This is a genomic window from Streptomyces apocyni (assembly GCF_009739465.1).
Lineage (GTDB): Bacteria > Actinomycetota > Actinomycetes > Streptomycetales > Streptomycetaceae > Streptomyces > Streptomyces apocyni.
Map to the genome: position 1 here is coordinate 1 of NZ_WHOM01000034.1, position 22,147 is coordinate 22,147.

Here is a 22,147-nt window from a genome sequence, read left to right on the forward strand (position 1 = left end):
CGCGCTGACCGGGGGCCGCCCCGCGTACAGCAGCACGGCGTGCAGCCGCTCCTCGCTGGTGGCCGGGCCCTGGCGGAGCAGAAAGACGCCGGGCAGGAGCTGCTGCCAGGGCCCGCCGGGTCGGCAGGCGTCGTCGATCTCGGCTCCGGAGACGCCGTGGATCCGGAGTTGGGACCCGGTCAGGACCTGGCGCTGGGCGCCGGTGAGGTGGCGCAGGGGGCGGGGGGAGAGCGGGGTGTTGTGGTTCATGACCCGGAGATGCCCGCCCTCGAGCTCCTTGCTAACCGCTGTTACCGTCCCGTCGACAGAACGGGACAAGCCCGCACTAAAGGACGGACGTTCGACTGCCGAAAGCCCCACCCCCATCCGAGTGACTCACGGGCCCCCGCACATCCCGAAGGGGCGGGGGAATCCGCGAGCTCAACCACAACAGAAGGGGCGCGGGGAACTGCGCGACAAGCCACAACGCACCCGCACCCGACACACTGCCCCGCCCCGCCCCCTCGCCCCGCACAGGGCGCCCGGAACTACACCGCCGCCGCAGCGTCGCACCCCTGCGCCCGCAGGGCGCGGGCCAGATCGTCACGCGACTCCAGAACAAGGCGCCGCAGCGCGGGCGCCGCGTCCTGGTGCGTGGCAAGCCACGCGTCCGCCGCCGCCAGCGTCGCCGCGTCGTCCTGCAACGCCGGGAACAGCCCCCGCACCACCAGCATCCCGATCTGGATGGACCGCGAGGCCCACACCCGCTCGATCGCGTCGAAGTACGCCGTGGCGTACGGCGCGACCAACTCGCGCTGGGACGGCTGCGCGAACCCCGCGATCGTCGCCTCCACCAGCGCGTTGGACAGCGCGTCCGACTCCACGACCTGCGCCCAGGCCTGCGCCTTGACGGCTGCCGAAGGACGCGCGGCCAGGCACCGCACCTGGTGCCGCTTACCGGACGCCGTGTCATCCCGGGCCAGCTCCGCCGCCATGACGCTCTCGTCCGCCGCACCGTGCACCGCCAGCGGCTCCAGGAAGCTCCAGCGCAGCTCCTGGTCCACGTCGAGCCCGTCGATCTTCGCCGTGCCCTCCAGCAGCCCCCGCAGCAATTGCAGGTCCGCGGGCGACGAGGCGACGGCCGCGAAGAACCGCGCCCAGGTCAACTGGTGCTGGCTGCCCGGTTCCGCGACCCGCAGCTCGGTCAGCGCACCCTCGGCGACCAGCTCAGCGCCCCGCTCACGCCACTCGGGCGCCGCGTAGTGCGTCAGCGCCGTCCGCGCCCACGTGTGCAGCATCTGCAGCACCCCGATGTCGGTCTCGCGCCCCGCGAACCGCAGCACCAGGTCGATGAAGTCACGCGCGGGCATCAGCCCGTCCCGGGTGAGGCTCCACAGCGCGGACCAGCACAGCGCGCGGGCCAGCGGGTCGGTGATCTCGCCCAGGTGGCCCCGGAGCGTGGCCAGTGAGCGCTCGTCGAAGCGGATCTTGCAGTACGTCAGATCGTCGTCGTTGACCAGGATCAGGTCAGGCCGCACCGAACCCGCCAGCTCCGAGACGACTGTACGTGGTCCGGCCACATCCACCTCGGCGCGCGCGTACCGCACCAGGTCGCCGTCGGGGTCGCGGTGGTAGAGCCCCACCGCGACCCGGTGCGGGCGCAGTTCGCCACGCGGCGAAGCCGCATGTTCAGATGCAGCGGAGTCGGCGGCCTCCTGGAGCACGGCCAGCTCCGTGATCAGCCCGTGCGCGTCATAGGTGACCACCGGCGTCAGCGAGTTGACCCCCGCAGTCTGCAACCACGACCGCGACCAGGCGGCCATGTCCCGCCCGGAGGTCTCCGCCAGGACTGACAGCAGGTCCTCAAGCCGGGTGTTGCCGTACGCGTGCCGCTTGAAGTACCGCCGGGCGCCTTCCAGGAAGGCGTCCTGACCCGCGTACGCCACCAGCTGCTTCAGCACACTGGCACCCTTGGCGTAGGTGATGCCGTCGAAGTTGAGCTTGGCGTCCTGGAGGTCGCGGATGTCGGCGGTGACCGGGTGGGTCGACGGGAGCTGGTCGGCGCGGTACGCCCAGGCCTTGCGGTTGTTGGCGAAGGTGATCCAGCCGTTGGTGAAGCGGGTGGCTTCCACCATCGAGAAGGAGCCCATGAAATCGGCGAACGACTCCTTGAGCCACAGGTCGTCCCACCACCGCATGGTGACCAGGTCGCCGAACCACATATGGGCCATCTCGTGCAGGATCACGTTCGCCCGGCGCTCGTACGCCGCCTGGGTCACCTTGCCGCGGAAGATGAACTCCTCGCGGAAGGTCACACAGCCCGGGTTCTCCATCGCGCCGAGGTTGTACTCGGGGACGAAGGCCTGGTCGTACTTCCCGAACGGGTACGGGTAGTCGAAGTGGTCGTGGAAGAAGTCAAGGCCCTGCTTGGTGACCAGAAAGACGTCATCCGCGTCGAAGTGCTTGGCAAGCCCCTTGCGGCACATCGCGCCGAGCGGGATCTCCAGCGTCGTACCGTCGTCGAACGTCCGCGTGTAGTGGTCGGTCACATGGTGGTATGGGCCCGCCACGATGGCCGTGATGTACGTCGAGATCGGCTTCGTCTCGGCGAAACGCCACACGCCGTCCGTCAGTTCACCGCTCCCGTTACTCCACACCGTCCACCCCTCGGGCGCCCGCGCCTCGAAGCGGAAGGGTGCCTTCAGGTCGGGCTGCTCGAAGTTGGCGAACACCCGGCGGCAGTCGGCCGGTTCGTACTGCGTGTAGAGGTAGACCTCGCCGTCCTCCGGGTCGACGAAGCGGTGCATGCCCTCGCCGGTGCGGCTGTAGGCGCACTGCGCGTCGACCACCAGGACGTTCTCCTCGCGGAGGTCCTCCAGGGCGATGCGCGAGCCGTCGAAGACGGCGCCCGGGTCGAGGTCCTGTCCGTTCAGGGACACCGCCGTCACGCTCGGGGCGATCAGGTCGGCGAAGCTGGTGGCACCCGGCTCCGCACAGCGGAACCTGATGGTCGTCACCGAGCGGAACGTGCGCGGCTCACCCTCGCCGCCCTCGCCGTCGGCTCCGCCGATCGCCGAGCGCAGGTCGAGCGCGACCTCGTACCCGTCGACGGACAGCAGCGCGGCCCGCTCGCGGGCCTCGTCGCGGGACAGGTTCTCACCGGGCACAGGCACTCCCTTGTGACTGATATGACGTATGTGCGAACGCCTACGATCCTGCCATGCGGCGCTGACGGCGCGTATCCGGGAATGCCCGCGCCCGGGGCGGCGTTCCCGCGTGCAGCCACTACGACGCTAGGAGAAACATGACTGCCGCCCAACCGTCGAGCGACAAGGTCACGGCCGACTTCTGGTTCGACCCCCTGTGCCCCTGGGCCTGGATGACCTCCCGCTGGATGCTTGAGGTCGAGAAGGTGCGCCCGGTCCAGGTGCGCTGGCATGTGATGAGCCTCGGAGTGCTGAACGAGGACAAGCTGGACCAGCTCCCCGAGGAGTACCGCGAGAACATGCTCCCCGGCGGCCCGGCCTGGGGTCCGGTCCGCGTCGTCACCGCGGCGAAGGAGGAGCACGGCGAGGAGATCCTCGGCGACCTCTACACCGCGCTCGGCACCCGCATACACAACCAGGGCGAGGGTGTCACCAAGGAAGGCGTCGCCGCCGCCCTGGAGGAGGTCGGTCTGCCCGCCTCGCTCCTGGACCACTGGGACTCGCTGCGGTACGACAAGGAGCTGCGGGCTTCCCACAAGGACGGCATCGACAGGGTCGGCCAGGAGGTCGGCACCCCGGTGATCTCGGTCCCGGGCCCCGATGGCACCGAGATCGCGTTCTTCGGCCCGGTCGTCACCCCGGCCCCGCAGGGCGAGGAGGCGGCCCGCCTCTGGGACGGGACGCTGGCCGTGGCGTCGGTGCCGGGCTTCTTCGAACTCAAGCGCACCCGTACCAAGGGCCCGGACTTCAGCAACCTGTAAGAGCCCGCCTTCGCATCACGCAGAAGCCCCCGCGAGTCATGTCCTCGCGGGGGCTTCCGTTTCATCCGCCTGCCCGGTGAAGGTTGAGAAGACGATCACGAGCAGGACGCAGTAGGGGCGTCAGGGGGCGAGCAGCAGCGTGTTCGCGCGCTCCTTGGCCGCGGCGTAACGCTTGGCCACGTCCTGCCAGTTGACGACCTGCCACATGGCCTCGATGAAGTCGACCTTCTGGTTCTTGTACTGAAGGTAGAAGGCGTGCTCCCAGGCGTCGAAGACCAGGATCGGGACCGATCCCTGTCCGACGTTGCCCTGGTGGTCGTAGATCTGCTCGACGATCAGACGGCCGCTGACCGGCTCGTACGCGAGGACGCCCCAGCCCGAGCCCTGGGTGGTCGCCGAGGCCTTGGTCAGCTGGGCCTTGAAACCGGCGAACGAGCCGAAGGAGTCGGCGATGGCGTCCGCGAGGTCGCCCACGCCATCGGCGGCCAGCGGCTCACCGCCGCCCTCGCCGGTCATGTTGTGCCAGTAGATGGAGTGCAGGATGTGGCCGGAAAGGTGAAAGGCCAGGTTCTTCTCCAGGCCGTTGATCGCCCCCCAGGTCTCCTTGTCGCGCGCCTCCGCGAGCTGCTCAAGCGTGTCGTTCGCGCCCTTCACGTACGCCGCGTGGTGCTTGTCGTGGTGCAGCTCGATGATTTCCGGGCTGATCACGGGAGCGAGTGCGGAGTAGTCGTAAGGAAGTTCCGGAAGTGTGTAGACGGCCATAAGGATCGATCCCCTCCGAGCGCTTATTGCAATCAACTTGCAAGTGCACGCTACCAGCAGCAATGTCCGGAAGGCGGCCCAGGGCAGCCAAAAGGGGCCCTCGTACGGAACGTCATCCGTACGAGGGCCCCGAGAGCCTGCGCGTGCGCGTCAGCGATGTGTCAGCGGCGCGCCAGTGGTGCGCCAGTGGCGCGTCAGTGGCGCGACATCTTCGCCGCCAGCCGCCCCAGCAGCCCCTTCTGGTGCGCGTATCCCAGCGCCGCGAGCGTCGTCACCAGCCCGCCCGTGAAGTACAGCTGGACCCGGGTGTCCGGCTCCCGCGCCATCAGTACGAAGATCACCACCATGCCGAGCAGGGCGACCACCGTCAGGTACGGGAACAGCCACATCCGTACGACGAGCTGCTCCTTGTTCCTGCGGCGCAGGATCAGCTGGGACACCCCGATGAAGATCCAGACGACCAGGATCATCGCGCCGATCATGTTCAGCAGCCAGGTGAAGATCGTCTCCGGGCGCCAGTAACTGAGCAGCACGCACACGAAACCGAAGAGCGACGAAGCGAGTACGGCCAGCCGCGGCACCCCGCCGTTGACCCGGCTCAGCACCCGCGGGCCCTGCCCACGCTCGACCAGCGAGTAGGTGATGCGGGACGCGCCGTAGATGTTGGCGTTCATCGCGGAGAGCAGCGCGATCAGGATGACCACGTTCATGATCTGGCCCGCGCCCGGGATGCCCAGGTGGTCCAGGGTGGCCACGTAGGGGCCCTTGTCCTTGACCGCCGGGTCGTCCCAGGGCACCAGCGTGACGATGACCGCCATCGAGCCGATGTAGAAGATGGCGATCCGCCACATCGCCGTACGCACGGCCTTGGCCACACCCTGGACGGGGTTCTCCGACTCGGCCGCCGCGATGGTGACCGTCTCCAGACCGCCGTACGCGAAGATCGAGGCAAGCAGGCCCAGCATCAGCCCCTCGCTGCCGTTGGGCAGCCAGCCGCCGTCGCCGGTCAGGTTGCTCAGGCCGGGGGCATCCGAGCCGGGCAGTACGCCGGTGATCGCCAGGATGCCGAGGCCCAGGAAGAGGACGATCGCGCCGATCTTGAGCGCGGCGAACCAGAACTCGAACTCGCCGAAGTTCTTCACCGCGGCCAGGTTGGTGGCACAGAACACCAGCATGAACAGCGCGACCCAGGCCCACTCGGGCGTGCCGGGCAGCCAGCCCGTGACGATCTTCGCGGCGCCGATGGCCTCCAGGCCGACGGCCACACAGAGCAGCACCCAGAAGCCCCAGCCCGCGGTGAAGCCCGCCCAGGGGCCCATCGCGCGCTCGGCGTGCGCGGAGAACGAGCCCGACGAGGGGTTCGCGGCCGACATCTCGCCGAGCATCCGCATCACGAGCATCACCAGCAGCCCGGAGATCGCGTACGCGACGACGATAGAGGGGCCCGCCATGGCGATACCCGCGCCGGAGCCGACGAAGAGTCCCGCGCCGATCACGCCGCCCAGGGCGATCATCGAGAGGTGGCGCTGCTTGAGGCCGTTCGACAGCGGCGAACCGCTGGGGCTGGAGGAGGCCGGGGCGTCCTTCTTGCCGTCAACTGCCTCGGAAGTGAGGGTTGTCCGAGTCATGGGGGTGACGTGTCCAGTACGTGAGATGGCGTGCGAGGGCGGTCAGTGTGCGACGCGCGTTCGGCGAGGCGTCAGGGGTGACCGATATCCGGACGGAGCGGTGACCCAGAGTGCGCGCGCCCGTACGCGACCGCCCGCGCGGGTGGCGGTCGTGGCGGCGGGGGTGTCGTGCATGGTGGTGATGGCGCGCTCTCAGGGATTTGGCGAGACTCCACAGTCTCGCCCGCAGAAAGCCATCTACGCAAAAAGGGCAGCATGCGTCTAGCCCCCAGTGACGAGCATCACGCCCCGCCCTCCCCGCCTCGCGCATACTCCCTTCCCTTTGTGCACACCCCACCAAGTCCTCAAGCCCCGCTTTGTGGGCGGCTGATGGTGATCGGATGACCGCCGGTCGGTAGCGTCACGGTGTTCCCCCTTCGTTCCCGCTTCGCCCCACCCGCCCCTCGGAGTTCGCAGGCGTCCCCGCGCCCGGAATCCGGAATCCGGATGAACCTGGAGTCCGTATGACCACCGCTGCCCTCACCGCGCGCCCCGGCCAGGTGCTGGCCGACCTGCTGCCCGCCACCCGGGCCCGGGACATCGCGCTCGTGTTCGGCGGCGCCGCGCTCACCGGTATCGCGGCCCAGCTCGCCGTGCCCGTCCCCGGCTCGCCGGTGCCGGTCACCGGGCAGACCTTCGCGGCTCTGCTGGTGGGCACCACGCTCGGCGCCCGCCGCGGCTTCCTGTCGCTCGGTATCTACCTGATGGTCGGCATGGCGGGCGTTCCGTGGTTCGCCGAGGCCCAGTCCGGCGCCGCGATACCGTCGCTCGGCTATGTCATCGGCATGTTGCTCGCCGCGACGCTGGTGGGCGCCCTGGCCCGACGCGGAGCCGACCGCTCCGTCGTGCGGATGGCGGGTGCCATGGCGGTCGGCTCTCTGGTGATCTACGCGGTCGGCGTCCCGTACCTGATGCTCGCGACGGGGATGTCGCTGAGCAAGGCGGTGGCCGTGGGCCTGGTCCCGTTCCTGATCGGGGACGCCCTGAAGGTGGCACTGGCGATGGGCGCGCTGCCCACGGCCTGGAAGCTGGTCGGCCGCCGCGGCTGACCCGGGCGCGGCCACGCGCCCCCGGACATGCCACACTCAGACCATGCGCGTGTACCTCGGTTCCGACCATGCCGGATACGAACTCAAGAACCACCTCGTCGAGTGGCTCAAGGCGAACGGCCACGACCCCGTCGACTGTGGTCCCCACATCTACGACGCCCAGGACGACTACCCGCCGTTCTGCCTGCGCGCCGCCGAGCGGACCGCCGCCGACAGCGACAGCCTCGGCATCGTGATCGGCGGCTCCGGCAACGGCGAGCAGATCGCCGCGAACAAGGTCAAGGGCGTCCGCTGCGCCCTCGCCTGGAGCGAGCAGACCGCCGCGCTCGGCCGCGAGCACAACAACGCCAACGTCGTCTCTATCGGCGGCCGGATGCACACCCTCGACGAGGCGGTGAAGTTCGTGGAGATCTTCCTCGCGACGCCGTACTCCCACGAGGAGCGCCACACCCGCCGTATCGACATGCTCTCGGCGTACGAGACCACCGGCGAGCTCCCCGCGATCCCGGCCCACCACCCGCAGCCGAAGTAAGAGCCGTCTGAAGTAGGGGCCGTCTGAAGTAAGGGCTGTCTGAAGTAGGAGCCGTCTGAACCCCTTGGGGGCTGGGCTGGTAGCACACGTGACGAGGAGGACTCGTGCCTGAGGGGCACACCATCCACCGCCTGGCGGCCGACCACCGGGACCGCTTCCTGGACCAGGCGACCCGCGTCACCAGCCCCCAGGGCAAGTTCTCCGACAGCGCCGCCCTGCTGGACGGCCAGCGCCTCACCGAGGCCGAAGCCCACGGCAAGCACCTCTTCCTCGGCTTCGCCGACACCGGCTGGGTGCACATCCACCTTGGCCTGTTCGGCAAGCTGGGGTTCGGTACGGCCCCCGCGCCGCCGCCCACGGACACCGTACGGCTCCGACTGCGCACCGACGCGGCCTACGCCGACCTGCGCGGCCCCACCACCTGCGCCCTGATCACGGACGCCGAGAAGCAGGCGATACACGACCGCCTCGGCCCCGACCCGCTTCGTCACGCGGACGACCCGGACCGCGCCTGGCACCGCGTCTCCCGCTCCCGTACGACCATCGCGGCCCTGCTCATGGACCAGAAGGTGATCGCGGGCGTCGGCAACGTCTACCGCGCCGAGGTGCTGTTCCGGCACGGCATCGACCCGTACCGCACCGGCCGCGACCTCACCCCCGCCGAGTGGACGGCGATCTGGACCGACCTCGTCGCCCTGATGCGCGAGGGCGTACGCCTCAACCGCATCGACACCGTACGGCCCGAGCACACCCCCGAGGCGATGGGCCGCCCGCCGCGCGTGGACGACCACGGCGGCGAGGTGTACGTGTACCGCAGAGCCCACCAGCCCTGCCACATCTGTGGCGGCGAGATCCGCACCGCCGATCTCGCCGCCCGCAACCTCTTCTGGTGCCCCACCTGCCAGCGGCGCTGACAGTGCTGACCGTCCGACGGTCAGAAACCGTGCGGCAGCCAGGGCGCGACCGCCGACCCGAACGCCACCGACGCCTGAGCCACCGCCCCGCCGCGCAGCTCCCGCACCCGCCCGGCCGCCGCCAGCGACACCAGTGAGACCCCACCGAGATAGGCCGCGCCCAACTCCCGTACGGACAGCGCCACATCGGCCGCGTCCTCGGTGCGCTCACAGGACGCGCCCTTGGCGTCACCGGTCAGCCGCCAGCGCCCGGCGTTCCATGGGCAGAAGTCATCCTCGACGTCGAACACCACATCCACCGGCGTCTGATACGTACGCGCCTCAAGCGCGGCCCCGACCTCGACCAGCCGTACGTACAACGAGTCCCGCACCCGCACATTGCACCGCCGCACATCGGACACCATCTGCTGCCAGGCGTCGTCGACAGGCCGGTTCCGCAGCTGGACCGTCGAGATCAGGTCCAGGTCGAGGAGGTACCGCAGCAGCGCGGCGTACGCGGCCGGGTCCAGTGCGTCCAGATCGCGCAGCTGGACCGTGCCCTCGTGGGTGGAGGTCCACGTCCAGTCCGGCTTGACGTGGAACCGCGCGTACCCGACGATCTCACCCGCCCGCTCGGCCACCAGACACTGCAACGGCGACGCGCCGCCCCGGTCCTCGGCCGGGTCGATCAGCGCATGCCGCTCCCAGGGCGCCACCCGCGCGAGCATGCCGGGACGCCCCGGCACCAGCCGTGCGTACACCGCCTCACACGCGTCCAGTACCTCCGCGGGCGGCACCAACCGCAGCCGTACGTCATCCGTCCCGTCCGGCACGGCCAGCCGCACCCGACTGGTCTCGATCTCCGCCATCAGCTGCTGCGTCGCCGCCCCGTACCCGAAGCGGCCGTAGATCGCGGGTTCGGACGCGGTCAGGATGGCCAGCGGCTCACCCAGCGCCCGTACGTCGTCCAGCTGCCGCCGCATCAGGGCGCTGAGCAGACCGCGCCGCCGATGGGTGGGCTTCACGCCGACCATCGTCACCCCGGCCGACGGCACGAGGGCGCCGCCAGGCACGGTCAGCCGGAACGGGAAGGACCCGGCACCGGCGACGATTTCGGCCCCGCCCTTCGGCCCATCCCGGACGACGAGCGACCGCTCAGGGACGGTCGCCGCACGATCGAACCCGCGATTCTCGTCATCTTCTCTGATCCCGCCGAACGCCAGCTCCAGATTGCTGAACCAGGCATCCCAGTCACCCGGATCAAGCACGCCTATGTCTAGTCGTCCATCGCCTACTCGCCCATCCACCGTCATAGGCCATGCCTACCAGTACGCCGCCGCCCCGAGCGAGCCAATTCCCGCAGGCCGCGAGCCCGGCGCCCACCCAGACCGCCGACGGCCCCGCCGATGGCCCGCCGACAGCCCGCCGACGGCTCCGTAGAGGCCCAGAAGGGGACAACCGGCACCTCCTGTGCGCGACGGCCCGGCGGGTGGATAGGGTCCAGAGGCAATGGCACGAGCACGACGGCGCGGTCGCGGTAACCGCGCGGAAGCCGACACCGTCCCGGCCCGGCTGCGAAAGCGGGTGCACCGGGCGCGTATCGCGCTGCGCAGATCCGGCGTGGACTACTTCCGCGGCGACGGCTCCGACTGGGTAGCCCTGGCCGGGCTGCTGCTGTCAGTCCCGGCGATCACCGCCGGGACCCTCGCCATGCCCCTGTGGTTCTCGCCCGCACTCCTCGTGCTGCCGATCGTCGCGGGCGGCCTGCTGCTGCGCCCCGCCAGCCTGCTCGGCCTGTACGCCACGGTCGGCGCGGCGCTGATCCTGGAGTCCGTCCACCTCGGGCCCTACACGGAGGGCCATGACAGCGTCACCCCTGGCGTCGTCCTGACCGTCGCCGCCTGCGGCTTCTTCGGGCTGCTCATCGCCCAGTTCCGCAGCCGAGTCGGCGTGCCCTGGCGGCGCGGCCACACCATGCTCTTCGATCTGCGCGAGCGCATCCGCGTACAGAGCAAGCTGCCCAAACTCCCGAGCGGCTGGCACCGCGAGATGGCGCTGCGCCCGGCGGGCGGCCAGTCCTTCTCGGGGGACTTCGTGGTGGCCGCCCGTACGAACGGCGGCCGCACCCTGGAGATCGTCCTGACCGACGTCTCCGGCAAGGGCATGGACGCCGCCTCCCGCTCCCTGCTCCTGTCCGGCGCCTTCGGCGGCCTGCTCGGCTCGCTGCCCCCGCACGCCTTCCTCCCCGCAGCCAACGGCTACCTGCTCCGCCAGGACTGGGACGAGGGCTTCGCCACCTCCATCCACCTCGCTCTCGACCTGGAGTCCGGCGACTACGAACTCCTCACCGCAGGCCACCCACCCGCGATACAGCTGCACGCGGGCACCGGACGCTGGGAGGAGAAGTCCGCCGAGGGCCCCCTCCTCGGCGTGTACGACGGCGCCCAGTTCGACCCGGTCAAGGGCACCCTGCGCCCCGGCGACGTACTGCTCCTCTTCACCGACGGCTTGGTGGAGACCTCCGACCGCGACATCGCCGAGGGCATAGACCGCCTCACCGGCGAGGCCGACCGCTACGTCGCGGGCGGCTTCCGAGGCGCCGCCTGGCACCTGATCGAAGCGGTGGCAAAGGACGTCAACGACGACCGCGCCCTGCTCTTGCTGTCGCGAGACGCGTAGCTCTGCCCGGGATTAGGTCACCCGGTCACCCGGTACACAACCCACCCCACGGCAACCACGGTCAGCACGGTACTGGTGAACACCCACCTGCGCCGCAACCACCTGGCCACGCGAGGCGAAGCCCGCCGCGCCAACTCCTCCCGCCGAACCGCCCAGGCGGCCCGCACGGGCGCGGTCTTAAACCGAAGCGCGACAAGCACGAGCACCCCCAGCACCCCATAAACGATCAGCAACGCCCAAGCACCCCTTAGATCGCGGAAGCCGCGAGCGATGCTAACGGAGGCCCGACCCCCTGGCGTGCTCGGTGTTGGGGCGGGGCGGGGCGGTGTCCTGGTTGCCCAGTACCGGAGTAGGCACCGGCGGCCGCCCGGTCCGTCCGATGGTGGCAGGTCCGGGACGGGCGTCAAGGGCGCTCCCTTCGGTCGCGTCGGCTCCGCCGATTCCGCTGTCGCTCCACCCTTGACACCCGTCCCGGACCCGCGAGGGCGAGGTACACCGGGCGGCCCAAAAACGGGGCAGCGGTCCGGCCTCGGGAGGGGCGCGCGTTTGACCGCCGACCGCGGACTGGTTGTTGGGGCGCACGAGAGGGGCGGGGTGGTCCGACACCGGCTCAGCGTCTGCGGCGGGTGGGGGCCACCGGTGCGCACGAGTTGATGGCGGGTGCCGTCCCGGCTGAGCGGCTGCAGGTCGGGGACGGTCGCGGGTGGTGGGGCGAGGCCCCGGCCGGGAGGCCGACCGGCCCATCCTGCTTCAGTCGGGGGTAAGGGGAGACTTTGAGACAGCAACCTGCCCTCTTTGTCTGGCTTGTCGTGTCTCAAGTCGCACCTTTACTCCCCGACCTGCCCCTCACCGGCCCGTGGCAGGCGCACGGGCAGCGAGGTGTCAGCAGCACGCCCATCCCGTGGGGGAGGGGGACGTCTCGGGTCTGGCGACAGTCGTGGTGCAGGCCCTGGTACTCCGGGTGGCGGGCGAGCGTGCACTCGGCCGACAGCCCGTTCACCGTCCGTCTCCGGAGGCGGGCAGCAGGGTGACCACGTCGGGTGTGGGCGGCAGGACCGCCGCGCAGTCGGGGCAGGCGTAGACGCTGAAGCCGGGCCCCGAGTTCTGGTGCACCTCGGAGACGACCACCGGGGTCGTAGTGAGCACGGCGCACCGCACGCACACACGCGGCACTGGGCGCTGTGAGGTGGCTGCGCACGGCTGACACAGCAGTCGGTGACGCACCTGGCCGTCGCCGGTCTCGCTGGTGACGGTCGCGTACGGCCCCTGCGCCGTGCCGCACCCCGCGCACAAATCACCGCCCGTCTGCGATACGGCATCCATCACACCACCCCCACCCCGTACAGGACGTGGGTGTCGAGGTCGATCCCGAAGTCGGCCGCGAGCACGAGGGCGAGCCGCCGCTGCCGCTGCTCGTCGGCAGCCAGATACGGACGCACCAAGGCCGTCTCGGCACCGTCGATCGGTAGGTCCAGCCCGTATGGGGATCGGGGGAGCGCGACGGAAATGGGCCCGAGGGGGCGCGCCGACCTCTCGGGCGAGGGACCAGGCGTCGGGCGGCAACGGTGACGACCGTACGGACGAGGGCCAAACTTCACCGCCACCCAACTCAACAACGCGTGGATAATGCGCACTGTCATCAACCTCCATGGGGTTGGTGGCCACGCCCCCGGACGGCCGTCTCCCAAACGCCGTCGCGGGGGTCTGCTCTCGTCCCCCGACCTTACGCCAACTTGGTACGTCTTGGAACGTCTTCTCTCGTCCTAACCCGCCCTATGCTGTGATGGGTTGACCTTTTACGCTCCGAGTCATGATCGAGATCGACCGGGAGAGCATCACCCCGATGTACTTGCAGCTGGCATCGGTGCTGCGCGAGCGCATCCGACGCGGGGAGATCCCGGTTGGCCGCCGCATTCCCTCCCACCACGAACTGGAGCAGGAGACGGGCGGTGCGATCAGCCGCCGCACCATCAAGTCCGCCATTGACGTACTTGCGGCCGAGGGAACCGTTCAGGGCGTCCAGGGCAAGGGCGTATTCGTTGTCGCCGTGCCCGACGCTCCCCCGTCCACCGAGACGCCGGAGGCCGACGAGTCCGTCGATTGACGGCACCTTCACGTTCGCGTCGGAGGGGGCGCTGTGATCGCCCCTACGGCTATCGCCTTGCTGGACCTGGGGACGTCGAGCTTCAGTCTCCAGCCGGTGCGCGACAGAGACAATCGGGCCCCTGATCGGCCGCCTTGACGCCCCCGCCCGCACCACACCGCCAGTCGCGGCTGTGACCTACTGTGCTTCTCGGCCCCCGGTGGGCGCCTTCCAGACGATGTCTTCCTGGGCGTGTCCCCCACCCAGGAACGAAATGGTGGCGGGGCGGTCGTCCTTGGGCAGGAAGTGGATCGAGCACTGGGTGACTGTGGCGTTCGGCTTGACGAAGTCGTTCGGGACAGAGTGCGGACACTGCTTGACCCCAGGCCCGCCGATCTCAATTGCTGGCGCTCCTCCCACGGTCAGCCCGTTGGTGGTCTGTAGTTTTACGGTGTCCTGCATGCCGGGGTAGAGGTCGTTCTCCCCGTCGTTTCGGTACTCGAACGTCACGTAGTGCGGAACGGCCTTCTTCTGATCGTTGGTCAGGTCGAACTTGCTGAGATCGGCCAGGCTCCCCGCGCGGACGCTCTTCGGTGTGACCGGGATCGGGATGGAACAGCTGGACCTGTCCGTGCCGATGGCCTTGGCGGGTTCGCCCATCGGCAGCGCCTTGCTCGCTTCGGAGGCGTCGTCCTTGTCGTCCTTCGTGTCTCCCGCCTTCCAGGAGACCGGGTCGCCTCCCGGGGCGTCGTACCAGACGGACGCGGGCTCCTTGTGCTTGGTCAGCATGACGAGAGCGCAGACTTCCGCGGTTTCCCGGCAGCGAGCTCTGCGGGGTTTCCTTTCCGGCACTGCTTCGGCAGGTCCGAGGCGGAGGCAGGAGTGGCGTCGGCGAGCAGGACCGCCTTGCTCCGTGAGCTCGTCGGTCCGGCGAGGTAGAGGTAGCCGCCGAGGTCGGGGCGATCGAGCGTGTCCGGTCCGGTGTTGGTGAAGGCGACCGCGAGGTAGTACGGCCGGTCGTGCTGGAAGTTGACGTCGAGCCCCAGATGACTGAGATCCGATTCCGAACCGAGGGTCAGGCTCTTCGGAGTGACCCGGAGGGTACGGTCCTTCTCCTCGCGACTGGTCAACGTGACCTGTTCGGGGGTGGTCTGCAGGGGCAACGTCCGTGCGGCGGCGGCCTCGGCTGACGGTGTATCGGAGTTGGAACCCCCGCTACCCCCACCGCACCCCGTCACGAGGATGAGCAATGCGCCCGCCCCCGTGAAGCCAGCCTTCCGCCGAGCTGGTCGACCTATCCGCACGGTGCTCCTGTCCATCCTCTGCCCTGCAAAGCTGTTGTCGCTTACGTGTCGAGCTAGCCCACACCACCGCGCTGCGGCGGTGGTTGAAGGAGGCGTGAGCCTCAGGTGTCGATCTCGCCCACCCAGGCGTACTCCAGCAGTGCCTTCGGTAGGTAGTCGGATTCGACGTCGATCGGCATGTCGGCATCATGGGCCAGACAGGCGATGGCCAGGGGGCCGAGCGCGACCAGGCCGTCGCTACTCAGGGACCTTTCCTCGTCTGTGGTCCAGTACTCCTTGTGCCACCTGAGAGATTCGGCCAGCGCTTCGTTGAACTCCGCCTGCTCCCGGCGCAGATAGCGGTAGAAAATGTTGAGTGGCGGGTACAGGATCTTCAGCATCAGCTCCGTGTCCGCATGCCGGGCCACCGCTGGGGCGGTGCCGTTGACGGCGGCGACGAGTTTGTCCCAGGTGTCTTGTCGACCGAACCAGAAGTTCTGCAGGGTCTCTACCCAGTCGTAGATGTACTCGTCGAATTCTGCCCCCGACTCGCGGAGGAAGGAGACGGGCACCTGCGCCAGCTGCGCCAAACGCTCGTTCTCGCGGCAGATCGCCGCTAGGTAGAAGGAGGTGACCCAGGCTCCTGCGTGCAGGTAGGGCTGAGGCCCGGTCGCAGGGAGGTTCTTCACCTCACCGTGGCTCCCGATACGGCACGGCACAGGGCCCTCGGTCGCTGTGCCTGCGGCGAACAGCGCGGAGCCAGTCTGCATGGCCGTGACCCATGCCTCCCAGGTTGGGAACTCTGCCCCCCGTGGGTCGTCCGCGCAGTACGACTTGGCCACGTTCAGCGTGCTGCTCAGGACCCGGGAACGGGACATCTCCGATTCCTCGATCCGGTCGAGCATCCGGCCGAGACTCTCGATGCGCGCGGTGTTGCCCTCAGCCGTAACGCTATCGCTGGGGAAGTCATGACGGGTAACGCTCGTCACCACTGAGTCTCTCCTCTAGTAAATCTTGAGGTGCTCCAGTACTACAGCCGGAGATCTTGTAACCGTGGCATGTCACGTTCGTTGACCGGGCATGATGGGTGTGACGGCTGAGCAGATGGCTGGGTGGGACACGGAACTGTCCAAGCTGACCGGTTCGTTGGGCGGTTGTTCAACCGGCCTGAGCCACGCGTGGTGGCAATCCGACTGAGTTGTAGGAGGAGGTGACGGTAGGAACTCTCAGGACTGAACCAGGAGGGTTTCCGGGGCCATACCTTCTCGCACCCACGCGATCGCGACCTTCCTGGCGACGGCACGGTACAGCATGTCCTCGTCGCCGTCTTCGGATGAAGTTGTTTCAGTCTCCTTATTCAGCAGCATCGTCCGCTCGCGGCCCTTGATATCCGTGTACTTGTAGCGAACTTGCTGCTCGTCTTCCTGTAGTTTCTCAATCTTGGCGTACAGTGCCATCTTTACTCCCAGGCATAGTTTTCCCTTGCGGGAGGTGTCCTGACGCTACTCCAGTCGGCGACTTCTGTTGCCGCCGCATGCGCTTCTGCGTAGGTGGAACCGGGGTGAGCTTGGTAGTAGCGGTGTTCGGCGAGCTCGTGCTCCAGTAGAAGCAGATCAGACTCGGTATGCCTTCCGGACCTCAAGCGAATCCATGCCTCTGCCATGTCGGGGTTCGGATCATAGCGTGCGTGGACAATTCCGCCATCGACGGTCGCAAGTGGATGCTCCGCATTGAATACATGGTGCTTGATCTCTTCGATCTCTGCTCGCGAAAATCCCCTTCCCCCATCGATTCGCGGCACGTCACCTAGATGCTCTGCCATTGCCGTGGCATCGTCCGTAGTTCGGATCGCATCGTAGGCTTCCTCTGCCCACTCCTCCGATTTCATGTAGCTACGGACGCTGCCGTTGTCGGGCGGGCGCACTGTCCCACCGTGCTGACCTGGCGCATGGCCGTCCGCGCTCCCCGTACCGCCGTTGGCGCCCGTTGGGCCGCCGTGGCTTCCGCTGTTCGCGCCATCTCCGTAGTCACCCGGGCTGTCGCTATGTGGACCGACCGTACCGTCGCTGTCCCCACGTGGGCCGACAGGCGGTTCCTGGTTCGCGGACGGCCCCCGTGTCAGGTCATCGGTGCTGGCACCGGGGAGGTTGCCGCTTGTCCGACCGGCGTCGTCACCGGTCCGGCCAAGACCTCCGCCGCCCGGACCATTCGCACGGCCGGGCAGCGTGTCCGGCGCGCTGCCGCCCGAAAGGCCGTGGCTTGCGGTAGGGCCGCGGCCTCCCGGCAGGTTGTCGTCCAAGGCGCCGCCGCGCACGTTGTTGGTAAGGCGCCCGGGCAGTCCGTCGCCACCTCGTGCCACGCCTGCCGCGTCGCCGCCGACTTGTGCCCCGACCAACTGCCGGTCGGGGGCCGCGGCTCGAGTTGCGGCGGAGGGCTCGTGCGGGATGACGGCGCTGCTGATAGTGCCGTCGGTGTGGTGGATTTTGCGGGTTTCGACGTTGTAGTAGACGACCTTGCCCTCGGGGGTTTCCATGCGGACGGAGTTTTCCGGGGTCACACCCTCCGGGAGTTTCTCGGCCCTGGCGGAGTTCTCGGCGATCCTGTAGGACGTGTTGGCGAGTTCTACGTAGGTGCCGTTGGTGACTCCCTTCAGGCTTGCCATCACGTCACTGATCTTGACCATGCCGGCGCTCGCGCCCTTGATGATGTACGTCGTGGGGTCGACGATCCGGCTCGCCTTGTTCGCCGCCGAGAGCGCCTTGGCTGCCATGGAGGCCTTTCCGGCGGCGCTCGCGCCGGTTCCCACGCCGCCCGTGAAGACCGTGGTCAGGACGTTGAAGGTCGTCGCGCCTGCGGCCCGGGCCGGGTTGGTGCCCCACTGGTCCCAGGCGACCATCGCCTTGCCGGTCTCCTTCATCGCCGTACGCGACTCGCGGAGCCAGGAGGGGAGTTTGTCGTCGGGGGCGGTCAGGTAGGCGGCGCCGAGGCCCGGGGTGAGGGTGATCGCGAGGCCCGTGCCCAGCTTGCCCAGGCCCTTCCAGGCCTCCCCGGCCGCGTCCCAGCCGTCCGTGCCGACCAGGGTGCCCAGGCCCTTGAAGGTGCCCACGACGCCGTCCATGATGAAGCCGTCCCACACCGCACGTTTGATGTAGCGGTGGATCTCCCAGCCTCGGATGGACTCCTGCACCGGGTCGCCCCAGGGGAGGCCCTTGGCCCCGGCGAGGTCCTCGGCGCGGAAGCCGTACATGCCCTCCCGCTCGGACCCGTCGTTCACCGTCAGCGGGGTTCCGCCGACCAGGGTGACGATCTTGGAGTGGCAGGCCCGCTCGGCGGCCGTGAAGGCGTTCCAGGTGGCGGTTACCTCGTTGAGCCGTCGGTTGTTCTCGTCGGTCTTGCCGCCGTCGTCCTTCCAGTGGGCGTCGTCCGCGATGCTGGCACGGAAGGCGGCCGCCTGTCGGCGTAGCTCCTCGAGTTTCGCGATCAGCGGGCGGATCTCGCTCGCATAGGTGGCCAGTGCCTTGGAGATCGTCTGGAGTTCGTCGTGGAAGTCCTCGCCGGTGGCCGCCACAGGGGCGGTGGCGGCGAACAACTGCTCCGCCTCGGGCGCCTGGTAGTAGGCCGACAGTCCGCCGAAGGTCTTGTCCACGCCGGTCCCGGCGTCCCGCATCGCGGTCGCGGACCCGGCCAACTGCTTGATGTTCTGCTCCAGTTGGGCCAGGTTCCCGGTGAACCTGGGTATCTCTGCTGGGTCGACGGCGTCCTTGCCGCTCATCGGCGGCCCGTCGGCGGTTGCTGGGGACCGAGTTTGTCGGTCTCGGGCGTGAGCAGGGCGTCGCTCTGGGCCTTCTGGGCCTTCTTGGCCATCTCCTGGCCGCCCTCGTTGTAGGCGTTCATGGCCTTGACCGTGCCGCTCACGCTGTTCGCGGTCCGCTCTGCCATGAACGTCATCGTCTTCTGGCGCTTTTGCACGTACTCGTTCAGCGCGGCGGCCACCGGCCCAAGCGGCGCCCCCTCCCGGGGGGTTCCCACGGGCATGGGCCCCTGCACCGGCTGGTACTCGCTGCCCTGCACGACCGTGCCCGCCGACACCGCGGCGTCGGCCAGTTGCGTCACCATCGCCGAGCCCGCCTTCTCCAGCCGCCCGGCGGCCTCAGCCGTGGTCTTCAGTACCCCCAGAACACCCTGCTGCTTGATGTCCCACCCCGTCATGCCCCGCGTACCCCTATTCGCCTCTTCGCCGAAACGTTTCCCCGCGCCCTCTGGCGGCTGCTCAGCCGATGCCGTCGACTGCGGCCTTGGCCCGCGACATGGTCTGCTGCGCGGTGCCGTCGTTCTTCTCCAGCGTCGACTTCAGCAGTCGGATGATGGAGCGGACCTCGTTGGAGGCGCGGTTCCAGCGGAGTTCCTTGCCGTGGTACTCCTCGGAGACCCCGTCCGCCTGGAAGTCGGCCATCGCCGCCTTCACCTGCCGGTCCCGGTCCGCGATCACCCGTTCCAACTGGCCGATCACGGCTTGGATGTTCAGCTGCGCGTCCGAGGACGCGTTGGTGTCGTAACTGTTGCGGTCTGCGCCTGCGTTCGCCATAACGATGAATCTCCTTGGGTCAGCGGCCGCCGAAGCGGGCGGCGTCGAAGTTCGCGGCGGCCATGCTGGAGCGCGCGTTGTCCGCCGACTCCTGCTGGCCCGAGCCGAACGCCGCGTCCATCCCTGACTGGCCGCCCAGCAGTGCTGCCAGCGAACCGTTCAACGCCGCTGTGATTTCATCCGAGTTGTTCTTGAACTGGTCGAAGGCGACCTTGCCCGCTCCGTTGAAGCGGCCCTCCAACGGCTCCGCCGCCCGGATCAACTGCCGGATCAGCAACCCCAGATCCGTACTCGACCCCTGCGACTGCGACTGCAGACTCGCCAACACCGTCGCACCCATGTCGAACTTCATACGGCAACCCACCCCCATGTCTCAGTCCTGCGGCGGCACCTAGTCAGTCACACTGTTCGCATGCCGCACATGAGTACCCTACGCAATGAAGCCTAGGTGATTACGCGGGGTGAACTGAGAGGACATCGTGGTACAGCTGACCCTGGCCGAGGTCGAGGCCATCGCACGTGCCGCGCACGCCGGGCAGACCGACAAGGCCGGTCGCGCCTACGCCGAGCACCTGGCGGCCGTGGCCGACGGCGTACGCGCACGGGGCGGGACGGCGGAGCAGATCGCCGCCGCCTGGCTGCACGACGCTGTGGAGGACGGCGCGTTGAGCGAGGAGTGGCTCGAAGGGGCCGCGCTGTCTCAGCGGACCAAGGACGTCGTACGGGCGTTGACCAAGCAGAGCGGGGAGGAACCGCAGGCGTATGCGCGGCGCATTCTCGCGACACCGGGGGCCCTGCTCGTCAAGGAGGCCGACCTCGCGCACAACGCCGACCCGGCGCGGCTCGCCGCGCTCGACGACGAGCCGACCAGGATGCGGCTCAAGCGGAAGTACGCGGCCATGCGACAGTACCTCGGGCTGCCGGGCGAGGGCGGCGAGGACGGCGCGGATGGGGAGTAGGGGGCACGTACGTGGCGCGGGATTACGACAGCCAGCTCCTGGAGTCCGTGTCGGTACGCCGACGCAGACTGCGCGACGCGCTGCTCTTCGGAGCGCAGCGGGCCCGGCGCAGCGCGGACGAGCGGCTCGGGAAGGTGTTCGCCGGGATCGCCATCGCGGCCGTGCTGTGCGCGGGGTGCGTCGGCTGGTCGTTCGTCCAGGACATGCTGGCCCAGCAGAAGGCTGAGCAGCAGGAGCGCCAACAGCAGCAACAGCAGGTCAAGTAGCTGGCATATCAGGTGAATCGGGCCAAAGGGCGTCTCAGTCTCGCGATGATAGGTTCCCGCAAGTGGTGAGCACAGTAACGAATTCCCGTGCGCAACTGAGCCGGGTGACCCTCGTCGGCGAGCGGCGGCGGGCGGACATCGTGCTGCCGTCGGACGCGCCGATCGGGCAGTTGCTCCCGGACATCCTGCAACTGCTCGACGACCGGGCGGCGTCCCGCCCCATGACCCGGCAACTGATCACGACGGACGGCTCCGTACTTCCGCACGACAGCACACTCGCCTCCGCCGAGGTCGCGGACGGCGCGGTACTCCGCCTCGTACGCGCCCACGCCGCGCCCCCGGCCCCCGTCGTGCACGACGTCACCGACGAGGTCGCCGACGACCTCGACCTGCGGGCCTGGCGCTGGCGGTCCGCCGCGCGCCGGGTGTGCGCGGCGGTGACGACGGTCGTCTTCGCGGTGATCGCGGCACTGCTCGCCCGTGGCGAGTTCGCGCTCGCATCGGTCGCGGGAGGCCTGCTCGCGGTCACGCTCGTCGTCGCCGCTGTCGGCGCGCTGGTCGCCAAGGTCGGCGGAGGCAACCGAGGGCTTGCCGCCGCGCTGGTGCTCACTTCCGGGGTGCTCGGCCTGCTCGCCGCCTGGACGGGTGCGGACGCGTACGACTGGTCGGGCGCGGCACGCCTCGCCGCCGTCGCGGCGGCCCTTTTCCTTACGTTGCTGCTGCTCGGGTTCTTCACGCCGCTGGGCCGGGGCGGGCTCGTCGGTGCCGTGGCGGTCGCCGCGATGACCGGCGTCTGGGAGGTGGCCGCCGCCGCGCAGTCCGACCCGGCCCGGCTCGGGGCCGCGATGGCCGTGGTGTCCGTCGTGCTCCTCGGGACGCTGCCGCGGCTCGCGCTGATGGCCTCCGGGCTCACCGGCATCGACGACCGGCGCTCGGCGGGCAGTTCGGTCAGCCGCCACCAGGTGGGCAACGCGCTGGCCGCGACCCACCGCGGGCTGGCCCTCGCCACCCTCGTCACGGCCTGCTCCGCGGCGGCGGCGGGGTGGCTGCTCACGCTCGCGGAGCCGACCAGCTGGACGGTGCCGCTCGCGGTGCTCACAGCGGTGGTGCTGCTGTCCAGGGCGCGAGCGTTCCCGCTGGTCGCCGAGGTGGTGGCGCTGTTCGCCGCCGCCGCAGTGCTGGTGGTGCGGCTGGTCATGCTCTGGATGCGGTACGACGACGGGGTCGGGCCGCTCGCCGTACTGTGCGCGGCGGCCGTACTGCCGCTGCTCGTACTGGCGGTCCAGCCGCCCGAACATCTTCGGGTCAGGCTGCGGCGGATCGCCGACCTGGTCGAGTCCATCGGTGTGGTGGGGCTCTTCCCGCTCGCCGTCGGCGTCTTCGGCGTGTACGGGCAGCTGCTCGACACGTTTTGAGCGCGCCCCTAGAAGCCTTGGCCCCTGG

22 protein-coding genes and 1 pseudogene are annotated in these 22,147 nt (G+C 69.1%); 9 read left to right on the forward strand and 14 right to left on the reverse strand.

The genetic code is table 11. The annotated features are described in order from the left end of the window. Positions 1–249, reverse strand: a pseudogene (locus tag GCN81_RS02505) (hypothetical protein); the annotation flags it as partial. A gap of 278 nt (positions 250–527) precedes the next feature. Next, positions 528–3,146, reverse strand: coding sequence for an aminopeptidase N (gene pepN / locus GCN81_RS02510; protein WP_156721766.1), 2,619 nt, complete (start codon positions 3,144–3,146; stop codon positions 528–530). 137 nt (positions 3,147–3,283) lie between these two features. On the opposite strand from pepN, the gene GCN81_RS02515 reads away from it, so the two are divergent. After that, positions 3,284–3,946, forward strand: coding sequence for a mycothiol-dependent nitroreductase Rv2466c family protein (locus tag GCN81_RS02515; protein ID WP_156721767.1), 663 nt, complete (start codon positions 3,284–3,286; stop codon positions 3,944–3,946). A gap of 120 nt (positions 3,947–4,066) precedes the next feature. On the opposite strand, the gene GCN81_RS02520 is transcribed toward GCN81_RS02515, so the two are convergent. Both GCN81_RS02520 and GCN81_RS02525 read right to left on the reverse strand, forming a co-directional pair. Next, positions 4,067–4,708: a superoxide dismutase gene (locus GCN81_RS02520; protein WP_156721768.1), complete on the reverse strand. Its 642-nt coding sequence runs from the start codon at positions 4,706–4,708 to the stop codon at positions 4,067–4,069. Between the two features lie 194 nt (positions 4,709–4,902). Continuing rightward, positions 4,903–6,336, reverse strand: coding sequence for an amino acid permease (locus tag GCN81_RS02525; protein ID WP_156721769.1), 1,434 nt, complete (start codon positions 6,334–6,336; stop codon positions 4,903–4,905). Between the two features lie 503 nt (positions 6,337–6,839). On the opposite strand from GCN81_RS02525, the gene GCN81_RS02530 reads away from it, so the two are divergent. The 3 genes from GCN81_RS02530 (at position 6,840) to GCN81_RS02540 (ending at position 8,870) form a co-directional block, all read left to right on the forward strand. Then, positions 6,840–7,424 (forward strand): biotin transporter BioY, encoded by a 585-nt coding sequence (locus tag GCN81_RS02530; protein ID WP_156721770.1) that lies wholly within the window; start codon positions 6,840–6,842, stop codon positions 7,422–7,424. 43 nt (positions 7,425–7,467) lie between these two features. After that, on the forward strand, positions 7,468–7,956 hold the full coding sequence (locus GCN81_RS02535) for a ribose-5-phosphate isomerase (protein ID WP_156721771.1): 489 nt from the start codon (positions 7,468–7,470) through the stop codon (positions 7,954–7,956). Between the two features lie 104 nt (positions 7,957–8,060). Continuing rightward, positions 8,061–8,870 carry an Fpg/Nei family DNA glycosylase gene (locus tag GCN81_RS02540; protein ID WP_156721772.1) on the forward strand — a complete coding sequence of 270 codons (810 nt, stop codon included), beginning with the start codon at positions 8,061–8,063 and terminating at the stop codon, positions 8,868–8,870. A 20-nt stretch (positions 8,871–8,890) separates the two neighbouring features. On the opposite strand, the gene GCN81_RS02545 is transcribed toward GCN81_RS02540, so the two are convergent. Beyond that, entirely contained in the window at positions 8,891–10,162 is a 1,272-nt protein-coding gene (locus GCN81_RS02545) for a GNAT family N-acetyltransferase (protein ID WP_156721773.1), read from the reverse strand. A gap of 196 nt (positions 10,163–10,358) precedes the next feature. Between GCN81_RS02545 and GCN81_RS02550 the strand changes: the two genes are divergently transcribed. Then, the gene (locus tag GCN81_RS02550; protein ID WP_156721774.1) at positions 10,359–11,528 is read left to right on the forward strand and encodes a PP2C family protein-serine/threonine phosphatase; all 1,170 of its coding nucleotides are present in this window, start codon (positions 10,359–10,361) and stop codon (positions 11,526–11,528) included. 996 nt (positions 11,529–12,524) lie between these two features. Here the strand turns inward: GCN81_RS02550 and GCN81_RS31695 are convergent. Beyond that, entirely contained in the window at positions 12,525–12,674 is a 150-nt protein-coding gene (locus tag GCN81_RS31695) for a hypothetical protein (protein ID WP_197287452.1), read from the reverse strand. A 664-nt stretch (positions 12,675–13,338) separates the two neighbouring features. Here GCN81_RS31695 and GCN81_RS02565 point away from each other — a divergent pair. Then, positions 13,339–13,632 carry a GntR family transcriptional regulator gene (locus GCN81_RS02565; RefSeq protein ID WP_156721777.1) on the forward strand — a complete coding sequence of 98 codons (294 nt, stop codon included), beginning with the start codon at positions 13,339–13,341 and terminating at the stop codon, positions 13,630–13,632. 177 nt (positions 13,633–13,809) lie between these two features. Here GCN81_RS02565 and GCN81_RS02570 read toward each other — a convergent pair whose 3' ends face one another. From GCN81_RS02570 to GCN81_RS02605, 8 genes are all read right to left on the reverse strand, one after another. Further along, positions 13,810–14,400 (reverse strand): hypothetical protein, encoded by a 591-nt coding sequence (locus GCN81_RS02570; RefSeq protein ID WP_156721778.1) that lies wholly within the window; start codon positions 14,398–14,400, stop codon positions 13,810–13,812. After that, complete coding sequence (locus GCN81_RS02575; RefSeq protein ID WP_156721779.1) at positions 14,394–14,774, reverse strand: hypothetical protein; 381 nt, start codon at positions 14,772–14,774, stop codon at positions 14,394–14,396. The genes GCN81_RS02570 and GCN81_RS02575 overlap by 7 nt, the downstream gene beginning before the upstream one ends. Positions 14,775–15,016: 242 nt before the next feature. After that, complete coding sequence (locus GCN81_RS02580) at positions 15,017–15,883, reverse strand: immunity 49 family protein (protein ID WP_325065088.1); 867 nt, start codon at positions 15,881–15,883, stop codon at positions 15,017–15,019. A gap of 237 nt (positions 15,884–16,120) precedes the next feature. Next, entirely contained in the window at positions 16,121–16,351 is a 231-nt protein-coding gene (locus tag GCN81_RS02585; protein ID WP_156721780.1) for a hypothetical protein, read from the reverse strand. A 2-nt stretch (positions 16,352–16,353) separates the two neighbouring features. Further along, a complete protein-coding gene (locus GCN81_RS02590; RefSeq protein ID WP_156721781.1) occupies positions 16,354–18,666 on the reverse strand; it encodes a hypothetical protein in 2,313 nt (770 codons plus the stop codon). Continuing rightward, a complete protein-coding gene (locus GCN81_RS02595) occupies positions 18,663–19,103 on the reverse strand; it encodes a DUF6507 family protein (RefSeq protein ID WP_197287448.1) in 441 nt (146 codons plus the stop codon). Before GCN81_RS02595 ends, GCN81_RS02590 begins: the two co-directional genes overlap by 4 nt. Before the next feature lie 61 nt (positions 19,104–19,164). Next, the gene (locus GCN81_RS02600) at positions 19,165–19,479 is read right to left on the reverse strand and encodes a pore-forming ESAT-6 family protein (protein WP_156721782.1); all 315 of its coding nucleotides are present in this window, start codon (positions 19,477–19,479) and stop codon (positions 19,165–19,167) included. A gap of 19 nt (positions 19,480–19,498) precedes the next feature. Beyond that, positions 19,499–19,831 carry a hypothetical protein gene (locus GCN81_RS02605; protein WP_156721783.1) on the reverse strand — a complete coding sequence of 111 codons (333 nt, stop codon included), beginning with the start codon at positions 19,829–19,831 and terminating at the stop codon, positions 19,499–19,501. 124 nt (positions 19,832–19,955) lie between these two features. Between GCN81_RS02605 and GCN81_RS02610 the strand changes: the two genes are divergently transcribed. From GCN81_RS02610 to eccD, 3 genes are all read left to right on the forward strand, one after another. Further along, positions 19,956–20,438 (forward strand): HD domain-containing protein, encoded by a 483-nt coding sequence (locus tag GCN81_RS02610; RefSeq protein WP_156721784.1) that lies wholly within the window; start codon positions 19,956–19,958, stop codon positions 20,436–20,438. Between the two features lie 11 nt (positions 20,439–20,449). After that, positions 20,450–20,704 (forward strand): hypothetical protein, encoded by a 255-nt coding sequence (locus tag GCN81_RS02615; protein ID WP_156721785.1) that lies wholly within the window; start codon positions 20,450–20,452, stop codon positions 20,702–20,704. Between the two features lie 62 nt (positions 20,705–20,766). Beyond that, positions 20,767–22,119 (forward strand): type VII secretion integral membrane protein EccD, encoded by a 1,353-nt coding sequence (eccD, locus tag GCN81_RS02620; RefSeq protein ID WP_156721786.1) that lies wholly within the window; start codon positions 20,767–20,769, stop codon positions 22,117–22,119. The last annotated feature ends 28 nt before the right edge of the window (positions 22,120–22,147 follow it).

Bases quoted from the DNA above. Each gene is read 5' to 3' on its own strand.
- GCN81_RS02585 (WP_156721780.1), bottom strand. From the start codon at position 16,351: ATGGCACTGTACGCCAAGATTGAGAAACTACAGGAAGACGAGCAGCAA.
- GCN81_RS02565 (WP_156721777.1), top strand. From the start codon at position 13,339: ATGATCGAGATCGACCGGGAGAGCATCACCCCGATGTACTTGCAGCTG.
- GCN81_RS02520 (WP_156721768.1), bottom strand. From the start codon at position 4,708: ATGGCCGTCTACACACTTCCGGAACTTCCTTACGACTACTCCGCACTC.
- GCN81_RS02595 (WP_197287448.1), bottom strand. From the start codon at position 19,103: ATGACGGGGTGGGACATCAAGCAGCAGGGTGTTCTGGGGGTACTGAAG.
- GCN81_RS02530 (WP_156721770.1), top strand. From the start codon at position 6,840: ATGACCACCGCTGCCCTCACCGCGCGCCCCGGCCAGGTGCTGGCCGAC.
- GCN81_RS02605 (WP_156721783.1), bottom strand. From the start codon at position 19,831: ATGAAGTTCGACATGGGTGCGACGGTGTTGGCGAGTCTGCAGTCGCAG.
- GCN81_RS02570 (WP_156721778.1), bottom strand. From the start codon at position 14,400: ATGCTGACCAAGCACAAGGAGCCCGCGTCCGTCTGGTACGACGCCCCG.
- GCN81_RS02525 (WP_156721769.1), bottom strand. From the start codon at position 6,336: ATGACTCGGACAACCCTCACTTCCGAGGCAGTTGACGGCAAGAAGGAC.
- GCN81_RS02550 (WP_156721774.1), top strand. From the start codon at position 10,359: ATGGCACGAGCACGACGGCGCGGTCGCGGTAACCGCGCGGAAGCCGAC.
- GCN81_RS02590 (WP_156721781.1), bottom strand. From the start codon at position 18,666: ATGAGCGGCAAGGACGCCGTCGACCCAGCAGAGATACCCAGGTTCACC.
- GCN81_RS02535 (WP_156721771.1), top strand. From the start codon at position 7,468: ATGCGCGTGTACCTCGGTTCCGACCATGCCGGATACGAACTCAAGAAC.
- GCN81_RS02545 (WP_156721773.1), bottom strand. From the start codon at position 10,162: ATGACGGTGGATGGGCGAGTAGGCGATGGACGACTAGACATAGGCGTG.
- GCN81_RS02515 (WP_156721767.1), top strand. From the start codon at position 3,284: ATGACTGCCGCCCAACCGTCGAGCGACAAGGTCACGGCCGACTTCTGG.
- GCN81_RS02600 (WP_156721782.1), bottom strand. From the start codon at position 19,479: ATGGCGAACGCAGGCGCAGACCGCAACAGTTACGACACCAACGCGTCC.